The sequence below is a fragment of the Magnetospirillum moscoviense genome, assembly GCF_001650635.1.
In the GTDB taxonomy this organism is placed as follows: Bacteria; Pseudomonadota; Alphaproteobacteria; order Rhodospirillales; family Magnetospirillaceae; genus Magnetospirillum; species Magnetospirillum moscoviense.
Window position 1 is genome coordinate 1 of the sequence record NZ_LWQU01000003.1, and the last position, 8,969, is coordinate 8,969.

The window sequence follows — 8,969 nt, forward strand, 5'->3', positions numbered from 1 at the left end:
CGCCGCCGTCATCTTTTCCGATATCTTGAGCCTACCGAACATGGTTCCCCCTGTATCTGGTGGAACCCCAGTGATTCATGGTTGCCGCTGGTTGGCAAGCCCCGCCGAGTCAGATCGAGCGTTCGCCGGTATAACGAGACTAGAGTAAGGATTGGCCAAAATAGCGCATAGCACGATGGTATAGGTGGCGGATGTGCTTGACGCTGCTATGTCGCCACAGCAGGGCTACGGTCGATTGGGAAAACGCCGCTAGAACCGAACCAGACTATGTCCTTGGGTTGATTCTTATTACTGGCTATTCAATGCACGGTGCAGACCATGCAGGGGTCGAAACTTCTGACCACATGCTGGACGGCAACCGGATTGGCGTCGCCCGGGGCGACCGGGGTGTTGGCCAGAGCGGCCTCGAGCGGGCCGGGGCGTCCCATCACGTCGCGCGGGCTGAAGTTCCAGGTGGTCGGCGCGATGATGCGGTAATCGGTGATCTTTCCGGCCTGGATGGTCAGCCAATGGCCCAGGGCGCCGCGCGCCGCTTCCACCAGCCCGATTCCGTCGCCGCGCAGCGGCAGCGGGCTTTCGACACAGAAGGGTTCGGCCGGATGGATCGCCTTGATCCAGCCTTCCATGGCGACGACCAGGCGGGCCAGCTCGACCAGGCGCATCACCACGCGGCCCAGCACCGAGCCGCCGCCGGCCGCCAATTCCAGCGCCAGCGGATCGCCGGCTACCGCCTGGCGGGCCAGGGCGCCGACCTCGGCGGTAGCACCAGACAGGCGCGGCGCCTTGCACCAGGTGTAGGCGCCGTCCTTGTCGGCGTCGGGCAGGGTGGGGCCGGCCATCCAGGCATGGCTCAGATCCTCGGTGACCGTGGTCGGGTCGAACGGACGGGCTCGGCCGGACTCCAAGATGCCGGCCGGCCATAGCCCGAAAGAGCCGTGCGACAGGAAGGTGGTCGGCCCACGTCCCAGATTGGCCAGGGCCAGGTCGCGGGCGATGGTCAGGAACAGCCGGAAGTCGCCGTGATCCATCGGGCCCGCCTCGGCCCACGCCCACAAGGCGTCGGACGAGCCCAGACTTGCCACATTTTCCAGTCGGTCGGCATAAAGGTGGGTTTCCAGCGCCTCGCGGAACTCGGTCAGGATCGACAGCAGGCGGATGCGTTCGCCGGAATCGACCCCCTTGGTGACCCCGCCGGGCTGTAGCGCCAGCGAATGCGGCCATTTGCCGGCCAGCAGGCCCATGATGTGGAGAAAACGCGCCCGGGCCGGCAGCAGGGCGCGGGCACAGCCACCATCCTGCGCGGCAAACCGCTTGCGGGCGATCTCGAACCACGGACGCCCGGCATAACAGGCCCGGGCGAAATCGGGCATGAAGAACAGCATGAAATGGGTCAGGTGATCGGCGGCGTTTTCGGTGGCCAACACCAGATCGGCGACCAGGCGGCCGTTGGCCGGCATCTCGACGCCGGCGATGGCGGCCAGGGCGCGGGCGGCGGCGGTCGATTGCGACACCGAGCAGATGCCGCAGATGCGCGGCGCGATCACCAGCGCGTCTTCCGGCGCGCGGCCGGCCAGGATCTGCTCGAAGCCACGATAAAGCGGCGCGGTGACGCGGGCCTGGCGCACGGCGCCGTCCTCGACGTCCAGCGTCACCTCCAGGTCGCCCTCGACGCGGTTGAACGGGCCAAGGATCAAGCGGCGGGTCTGTTCGGTCATGGCAGCTTCGGCGGGCGGCGGGCCGGCGGGACGATGACGTGGTCGGCGTGGGCGTTGGTGCGCACACGCTGCGGCGTTGCCGATTTCGACAAGGCCGCCAGGGCGACGAACCACGCCTTGGGCATATCGACCGGCAGGCCGACCGGGATGCCGGCGATCTTGGCGGTTTCCAGGAACGGCGCGCCCGGGTCCTGGAAGCCGGGCGTGGTGCAACTGATGCAGGCATAGCCCGCGTCGGTGCACGAGCCATAGCCGTTCCAGCGGCGCAGGTTGCAGTCGCCCGGCGCCTGGGTGGCCTTGCAGCCCAGATTTTCCATCAGGCAACCGCGATCCGACGCCCGCGCCGCCGAGGCCTTGAATTCATAGAATTCGTTGCGGCCGCAGCCGTGATGGGCCAGATGGTCGGCGAAGGCGCGCGGCCGGCCCAGGCTGTCCAGGGCGCAAGCGCCGCTCATGGCCAGTTCGACCAGTGTTTCGACCAGCCAGCCGGGATGGGGGGCGCAGCCGGCGACGTTGATCACCGGTAGCCCGCCCTGGCCCGTGAAGGTGCGCGGCAGCAGGCCGGCGCCGTCGAAGCCCTGGAATTGCAGGCCGACCGCGTCGGTGGGGTTGCCGCCGGCCATGGGAATGCCGCCGAACGCCGCGCAGCTGCCCACCGCCAGCACATGGCGGGCGTGGACGGCGATCGAGGCGATCCAATGGGCCATCGAACGGTTGGTGCCCGACATCATCTGGAAGCGCCCGGTGCCGTTGGGGCCGGTCAGGACCGAGCCCTCGACGCACAGGGCATCGACCCCGATCCTTCCCTCGGCAGCGTCGGTCAGGATGGCCAGGGCCTCGGGCCCGGATTCCACCGACAGCGACGGGTGCCATAACAGGCGGATGCCGAACCGTTCCAGCGAACGCACCAAGCCGACATCGTCGGCGGCCAGCGCCGACATGGTGCAGCCGCCGCAGCTTCCGGCCTGCAGCCAAAGGACATTGAAGGAACCGCTCATGGCCGAAGCTTAGACGGGCCAAGCTTCGCCATGCAAGCCTGCGATCATTCCGCCGGGTGCGGCGTGGCGCCGTGGGGTGCGGTTTCTCCGGGTCCGGGCTTGGACGGCAGGGTCGAGATGACCGAGGCTACCAGCGCGGCCAGGAACGGCATCGACTGCACCACCAGCACGAAGGCCCACAGACGGACCTCGGGGTCATAGAAATTGTGGCGCGGGATCAGCACGGCGATGGCCAGGACCCAGTGGGCGGCCATCAGCGAGGTTTCCTCCAGCGTCATCATCACCGCGTCCTTCAGCCCGACCTTGTCGGCCATCTTGGGGGTGCGCATGAAGGGGGTGTGCTTGGTGAAGATGCCCTGCCACATCGCCCAGGCGATGGCGTAGGTCAGGCCCATGCCGGCCACCGCCGACAAGATGCGCCGCTTCCACGAACATTTGACCCGGGTGGTGTACAGGAAAATATGGTGCACGAGCTTGGCGCAGAACACGCCGACCGTCGGCAGGATGAAGAAGGCCAAGGGCGTGTCGAAATAGCGTGGCGCCAGGATCATGCCGATGGTCCACAGCAATGCGGTGATGCAGAACATCAGGTAGAAGCCGTCGGCGAACCACGGCAGCCAGCCCGACACGAAATGGTATTTCTGGCCGGCGGTCAGGCCGGTTTCCTTGAACGGGACCAGCGAGCGCCAGTGCGCCTTCAGGATCTGCACCGCGCCATAGGCCCAGCGGAAGCGCTGCTTCTTGTAGGCCATGAAGCTGTCGGGGACCAGGCCATGGCCCATGCGCTCCTGGATATAGACCGATTCATAGCCCAGCCTCATCATGCGCAGGCCCAGCTCGGCATCCTCGACGATGCACCATTCGGCCCAGCGGCCGGCATCCTCCATCGCCTTCTTGCGCACCAGGGTCATGGTGCCGTGCTGGATGATGGCGTTGGCCTCGTTCCGATAGACCATGCCGATATCGAAGAAACCGGCATATTCCCAGTTGATCATTTCCTTGAACAGGTCGCGTTCCCAGTCGCGGTGGTCCTGGGGGGCCTGGACGTGGCCGACCTTCTCGTCCTCGAAATAGGGGATCAGCGACGACAGCCAGTCCTTGCGCACCTGATAGTCGGAATCGACCACGCCGATGATCTCGGCATCCTCGGCGGTCTGAGTCAGACCGAAATTCAAGGCGCCGGCCTTGGCGCCCGGCCAGGGCGCCAGGTGGAAGAACTTCACCCGCTCGCCCAGGGACGCGCAATATTCCTCGATCGGCTTCCACACTTCTTCCTTCTTGGTGTTGTTGTCCAACACCATGATCTCGAAGTTGGGGTAATCCAGCGCCATCAATGAGTCGATGGTCAGCTTGACCATCTCGGGCGGCTCGTTATAGCAGGGCAGGTGAAGCGACACCTTGGGGAAGTGCTTGATGGTGCCGGGCGGATGCGGTTTGTGGCCCCGTTTCAGGCGCCCGGCCCAGGTCAGCTCGGTCAATTCGATGCCATTGATCAGCACCACCAACAGCAACAGCGCCAAGGCGGGGAACAGCACCCCCATCATCAGCCCGGTTGATGGCGCCAGGTCGCGCACCATCGGCGTCGACATGGTCCAGATGACCAAGGTGGCGGCGAACTGCACCAGCATCGCGAAGAAGATACGCCCGGCCAGGCGCAGTTCCTTCCACTTGCCCAGGAACCAGATCACCGGCAACACGGCGATCAGGGTGGCGGCGACGGCTTGGACCGGCCATTCCTTGAACTCGATCACCGGGCCGATCCAGTCGAATTTCGGCTTGCGTTCGACGGTGAAGATGCCCCAGTGCTTTTCCGACGCCGTCCCGTCCAGGTTGATCTTCCACGGCTGGTCGAAGGCTTCGACGATGTTGTAATCCAGGCCCTCGGAATTGGCCCAGTTGAGGAACTGGCGCAGGAACAGGGCCTGATTGACCAGGCTGGGCTCGGCGCGGCCGAAGCTGCGCCCGGCCGACGGCCAGCCCACTTCGCCGATGAACAACGGCTTGTCGGGATAGGCCGCCTTGACTTCGTGCACCATGCGCTTGGTGAAGGCCAGCGCCTCGGAAATATCGACGCGCTCCCAGAACGGCAGGGTGTGGATGGTGATGAAATCGACTTCCTGGGCGACCTCGGGGTGTTCCAGCCAGATCGACCAGGCTTCGGCGGTGCTGATCTTGACGTGCGCCGGGATGGCCGCCCGGACCCTGCGGATATAGCGGATCATCTGCTCGGGCGTCAGGCGGTGCAGCGTCAGGTTTTCGTTGCCGATCATGATGCGATCGACTTCCGGATTGTCGCGCACGATGCGGATGATATTGGCGATCTCGCGCTCGTTTCGGGCCAGGCGTTCGTCCAGCCAGGCGCCGGGCAGCGCCGTGATGCCGTACTTGGCCGCCAGTTCCGGCACCTGGTCCAGCCCTTCCAGGGTCGAGTAGGTGCGGACCTGGCCGACCTTACCGGCCAGCATAGCCAGATCTTCCTCGATCTCGGCCCGGGTCGGCAGCAGGGTTTCATCGAGATGGGGCATCTGGCGCACCACCGTCGGGTCGTCGTCGGCCCGGCTGGGGCTGAATGACACCGAATTGATGGTCCCGGCCCAGGGCAAGGCCTGCTGCGGCCGGTTGATGGCCGCCCAGAAGCCGAGATTGGCGAGAACGATGGCGAGCAGGACGAGAAAGCCCGAAAGGCGCATGGGGCGGAAGTCCAACTTGAAAGAGTCATCAGGGCCAAGCCCCGTTGGCGAATCATCGCACCAACCGGGCCTTGGGGAAAGAGGCCGCGAAGAGTAGCGCCTTGGCGCCGAAGTGTTAAGGACCAAAAGTATGTCGTTGTGATGGCGGGCGGTTGGCGCTACATCCTGGCACCCCCTTCGTCGCCGTCAGGAGCCATGATGTCCGTGCTGCCCCCCGTGACCGTCCGTATCGCCACCGAGCTTGGCGTCCGCGATTCCCAGGTCGAGGCGGCGGTCCGGCTGTTGGACGAAGGCGCGACGGTGCCGTTCATCGCCCGCTACCGCAAGGAAGCGACCGAGGGCCTGGACGACACCCAACTGCGCAACCTGGAAGAACGGCTGACCTATCTGCGCGAGCTGGAAGACCGCCGCGCCGCCATCCTGAAATCCATCGACGAGCAGGGCAAGCTGACGCCTGAATTGAAGGCGCTGGTCGAGGCCGCCCAAAGCAAGGCCCGGCTGGAAGATTTGTACCTGCCCTATAAGCAGAAGCGCCGCACCAAGGCGCAGATCGCCCGCGAGGCCGGGCTGGAACCCCTGGCCGACGCGCTGCTGGCCGATCCCGCCCTGTCGCCCGAGGCCGAGGCGGCCAAATACCTGACCGAGGCGGTGCCCGACATCAAGGCGGCGCTGGATGGTGCCCGCCAGATCCTGATGGAGCGCATGGCCGAGGACGCCGAACTGCTGGGAAGCCTGCGCGAGCATCTGTGGCAGACCGGCGTGCTGGTGTCGTCCATGGCCGAGGGCATGGCCGAGAAGGGCGCCAAGTTCAGCGACTATTTCGATTACCGCGAGCCGCTTCGTCAGATCCCCTCGCACCGCGCCCTGGCCTTGTTCCGTGGGCGTAACGAAAACGTTCTGCATCTGAAACTCTTGACCGCCGAGGAAGCGGCGCGGGCGGAAGGCGTGGTTTCCAGCGTGATCGGCGCCGCCGAGCTGAAGATCGCCCGGCGCTTCAACGTCGCCGATCACGGCCGCCCGGCCGATGCCTGGCTGGCCGAGACGGTGCGCTGGGCCTGGCGGGTCAAGATTCATCTGCATTTGGAGTTGGAGTTGACCGGCCGCCTGCGCGAGGCCGCCGAGGAAGAGGCCATTCAGGTGTTCGCCCGCAACCTGCGCGCCCTGCTGCTGCAGGCGCCCGCCGGCCTGCGCCCGACCCTGGGCCTTGATCCCGGCATCCGCACCGGGGTCAAGGTGGCGGTGGTCGATGGCACCGGCAAGGTGGTCGAGACCAGCACCGTCTATCCGTTCCCGCCCAAGCAGGATGTGATGGGCTCGTTGATGGCGCTGGCGTCCTTATGCCGCAAGCACAAGGTCGAGCTGGTGGCCATCGGCAACGGCACCGCCAGCCGCGAGACCGACCGCCTGGTCGCCGAACTGATGAAGCGCCATCCCGAGCTGACCCTGTTCAAGGTGGTGGTCAACGAGGCCGGCGCCTCGGTCTATTCGGCGTCGGAACTGGCGGCCCAGGAATTCCCGCAGATGGATGTGTCCTTGCGCGGCGCGGTGTCCATTGCCCGGCGCCTGCAAGACCCGCTGGCCGAACTGGTCAAGATCGACCCCAAATCCATCGGCGTCGGCCAGTACCAGCACGATGTCAACCAGCAGCGGCTGGGCAAGTCGCTGGATGCGGTGGTGGAAGATTGCGTCAACGCCGTCGGCGTCGAGGTCAACACCGCCTCGGCCCCGTTGCTGGCCCGCGTCGCCGGCCTGTCGGCCTCGGTGGCGGCCAACATCGTCGCCTTACGCGACGCCCGCGGCGCCTTTGCCAGCCGCGACCAGTTGAAGCAGGTCGACCGCCTGGGGCCGAAGGCCTTCGAACAGGCGGCCGGCTTCCTGCGCATCCATGGCGGCGCGAACCCGCTGGATGCCTCGGCGGTCCACCCCGAGGCCTATCCGGTGGTCGAACGCATCGTCGCCCGCACCGGCCGCAAGGTGGCCCAACTGGTCGGTGATGCGGCCTTCGTGCGGGGCTTGAAGGCGGCCGATTTCACCTGCGACCGCTTCGGCGAGCCCACCGTCAAGGACATCTTGAAGGAACTGGAAAAGCCCGGCCGCGATCCCCGGCCCGAGTTCAAGACCGCCACCTTCCAGGACGGCGTCGAAGACATGAACGACCTGAAGCCGGGCATGGTGCTGGAAGGCACGGTGACCAACGTCACCAATTTCGGCGCCTTCGTCGATATCGGGGTGCACCAGGACGGGCTGGTCCACGTCTCGGCCCTGGCGGACCGCTTCGTCAAGGACCCGCACGAGGTGGTCAAGCCCGGCGACGTGGTCCGCGTCAAGGTCATCGAGGTGGATTTGAAGCGCAAGCGCATTGCGCTCTCGATGCGGATGGGCGACAGTCCCGGCAAGGAACAGGCCCCGGCCCGGCGCGAACCGACTCAGGCCGCGCCCCGGGCCAAGGCGCCTCAGCCCGCCCCGGCCGGCGGCGGCGCCTTCGCCGAGGCCTTCGCCCGGGCCAAACGGAAATAGGATCACCGATGCGGCGTGCCGCCCTTGCCGTGATGTTCGCCGTGCTGACCGTGGCCGCCGGCCAGGCCGCCGCCAGCTCGGGCGTGCGCGACCCGTCCATCGTCGTCGGCATCCTGGCCACCCTGACCGGGGCGGGCGCCATCGCCGGCCAGGATGTGGTCGATGGCTTCAACGTCGCCCTGAAACAGGTCGGCGGCCGTTTCGCCAACCAGGAAGTCCGCGTGGTGGTGGCCGACGACAAGGGCTCGCCCGACGTCGCCCGCCAGCAGGTCAAGCGCCTGCTGGAGCGCGAACGCCTGGATATGGTGGTCACCGCCGTCTCGTCCGCCTCGCTGGCCGCGGCGCTGCGCCCCCTGATCGAGGCCAAGCTGTTCGTCTTGAACGTCGACAACGCGCCTTCGGCCCTGGCCGGGCCGGAATGCAGTCAGTGGGTGTTCGAGATCGGCGCGCCGCCATCGACCCGGATGGAGGTGCTGGGGCAATATCTGACCCACGAACGCATGCGCCGGGTCATGGTGATCGGTGCCAACCTGCCGCCGACCGCCGAGATGGTGGCGGAACTGCAAAGAACCTTCTCGGGCGAGATCTTGCTGCACAAGGTCAAGCCGGGCGAGGCCCGCTATGGCGATCAGATCGAGCGGGCGGCCAGCCTGCAGCCCGACGCGGTGGTGTCGCTGCTGTCGGGCGGCATGGGCACCGCCTTCCTGCGCGCCTGGGGCGAGACCAATCTGAAGAAGGATATTCCCGCTTTCGCCCCGTGGCGGTCGCTGGAACGCACGGTTTTGCCGGCGCTGGGCGACGGCGGCTTGGACGTGATGGCGGTGGCGACCTGGAGCCCCGACCTGGACAATCCCGCCAACAAGCGGATGCAGACGGAATTCGACGTCGAATATGGCCGCCCGTCCACCACCTGGTCGGCGCGCGGTTATGACGCCGCCTTGTTGCTGGAAGGCGCCCTGAAGGCGACCGGCGGGCGCACCGCCGACACCGTCGAGAAGTGCAACGTCGAAGAAAAGGAATGCACCTTCCTGTTCGCCGACGGCGACGCC

The 8,969-nt window shown here is 66.5% G+C and carries 5 protein-coding genes; 2 read left to right on the forward strand and 3 right to left on the reverse strand.

Features of this window, described 5'->3' with window-relative positions; translation table 11 throughout:
- Window positions 1-299 precede the first annotated feature (299 nt).
- Genes A6A05_RS00100 through A6A05_RS00110 form a run of 3 tightly spaced genes read right to left on the reverse strand, consistent with a single transcriptional unit; the run spans window position 300 to window position 5,403 of the window.
- A complete protein-coding gene (locus tag A6A05_RS00100) occupies window positions 300-1,715 on the reverse strand; it encodes a nickel-dependent hydrogenase large subunit (protein WP_068496246.1) in 1,416 nt (471 codons plus the stop codon).
- Window positions 1,712-2,713, reverse strand: coding sequence for an NADH-quinone oxidoreductase subunit B family protein (locus A6A05_RS00105; protein WP_068496248.1), 1,002 nt, complete (start codon window positions 2,711-2,713; stop codon window positions 1,712-1,714). Before A6A05_RS00105 ends, A6A05_RS00100 begins: the two co-directional genes overlap by 4 nt.
- A gap of 44 nt (window positions 2,714-2,757) precedes the next feature.
- A complete protein-coding gene (locus tag A6A05_RS00110; RefSeq protein ID WP_068496250.1) occupies window positions 2,758-5,403 on the reverse strand; it encodes a glycosyltransferase in 2,646 nt (881 codons plus the stop codon).
- A gap of 198 nt (window positions 5,404-5,601) precedes the next feature.
- Here A6A05_RS00110 and A6A05_RS00115 point away from each other — a divergent pair, with 198 nt between their 5' ends.
- Entirely contained in the window at window positions 5,602-7,920 is a 2,319-nt protein-coding gene (locus A6A05_RS00115; RefSeq protein ID WP_425411929.1) for a Tex family protein, read from the forward strand.
- An 8-nt stretch (window positions 7,921-7,928) separates the two neighbouring features.
- Window positions 7,929-8,969: ABC transporter substrate-binding protein (locus A6A05_RS00120; protein WP_068496252.1), on the forward strand; the 1,041-nt coding region annotated here is incomplete at its 3' end.

Coding starts and splice junctions, on each gene's coding strand:
- A6A05_RS00100 (WP_068496246.1), bottom strand. CDS start 1,715: ATGACCGAACAGACCCGCCGCTTGATCCTTGGCCCGTTCAACCGCGTC.
- A6A05_RS00115 (WP_425411929.1), top strand. CDS start 5,602: ATGTCCGTGCTGCCCCCCGTGACCGTCCGTATCGCCACCGAGCTTGGC.
- A6A05_RS00110 (WP_068496250.1), bottom strand. CDS start 5,403: ATGCGCCTTTCGGGCTTTCTCGTCCTGCTCGCCATCGTTCTCGCCAAT.
- A6A05_RS00105 (WP_068496248.1), bottom strand. CDS start 2,713: ATGAGCGGTTCCTTCAATGTCCTTTGGCTGCAGGCCGGAAGCTGCGGC.